Raw genomic sequence first — 1,004 nt, forward strand, 5'->3', positions numbered from 1 at the left:
TGAGTGCGGTCAGCGAATTTGATGGTTACACGATCGGGCTAGCTGATGGAAGTCAGCGCTGAGCGGCGTGTTGGTCGGCGGGTCTGGCACGACCGGCGTTCAGAGCGGCGGCCGTGCCAGGTGGGTGACGGAGTGTCGTTCGGCTTAGAACGGGAGGGGATCGTCGAAGTCGACAGCGGCGTCGGACAGATTGGGGGGGTCTCGGTCCTCGGGGGTGTGGTCGGCGTAATAGCGTTGCAGCTGGCCGAAGTAGCGGCCTTCGAACTGGAAGACGATGTCGTGGAGGAAGTCCATGAGGGCGGCGACGGCCTCATCGGGCAGCGGCGGCAGGTCGAGCGGTGGCAGGGACGGTTGGGAGTGTGGTTGTGTCATGGCAGGCTCCGATGCGATCAGCGTGGCGTGGTGGCGGCGCGCCGCGGGGTGGCGGTGGCCGGCGGGGTGAAGACCTCGAGGAAGAGCGCCTCGTCGAGCTGAGCGCGCTCATGTTGAGCGGCGACGGCGAGCAGCTCGGCGGCCAGGGTGGTGAGGATGCGGTAATTGCCGGCGGCGTGATCGCAGAGGGTGTGCTGCAGGGGCTCGCTCATGAGCGCGGCGTTGCCGGCGCTGGCGCACAGCTGCTGTAGGCAGGCGAGGAGCTCCTCGCGGGAGGCGTGCTCGGTGGCCAGGCGGGTGCGGATGCGCGAGCCCAGGGGCAGCAGCTCGGCGCGGCGCAGGTGATCGGTGAGTCGCGTATCCCCGGCGAGGACCACGCACAGCAGCGGTTGGGAGTCAAAGCGCGCGCTGGCCAGCAGGCGCAGCTCATTGAGCACCGCGGGGCTCATCTCCTGCGCCTCGTCGACGAGCAGCACCGCGCGCCGGCGGGTGGTCTGCAGATGGCCGAGCCAAGTCGCGCGCAGCGCCTTGAAGCCGGCCCAGCGGTTGTGCGGGCGCAGCGGCACGGCGAACAGCTCGCCGAGCTCGCGGTAGAAATCCGCGAGGTTGCTTTGCGGGTGATCGATGGCGCC

The 1,004-nt window shown here is 69.3% G+C and carries 2 protein-coding genes; both read right to left on the reverse strand.

Features of this window, described 5'->3' with window-relative positions; genetic code table 11:
• Positions 1–144 precede the first annotated feature (144 nt).
• Positions 145–372: a hypothetical protein gene (locus tag G3446_RS26925; RefSeq protein ID WP_164456713.1), complete on the reverse strand. Its 228-nt coding sequence runs from the start codon at positions 370–372 to the stop codon at positions 145–147.
• A gap of 17 nt (positions 373–389) precedes the next feature.
• A partial coding sequence (locus G3446_RS26930; protein WP_164456714.1) for an ATP-binding protein occupies positions 390–1,004 on the reverse strand: 615 nt, incomplete at its 5' end.

The organism is Thiorhodococcus minor (assembly GCF_010820565.1).
GTDB classification, from domain to species: domain Bacteria; phylum Pseudomonadota; class Gammaproteobacteria; order Chromatiales; family Chromatiaceae; genus Thiorhodococcus; species Thiorhodococcus minor.

Bases quoted from the DNA above. Each gene is read 5' to 3' on its own strand.
- G3446_RS26925 (WP_164456713.1), bottom strand. From the start codon at position 372: ATGACACAACCACACTCCCAACCGTCCCTGCCACCGCTCGACCTGCCG.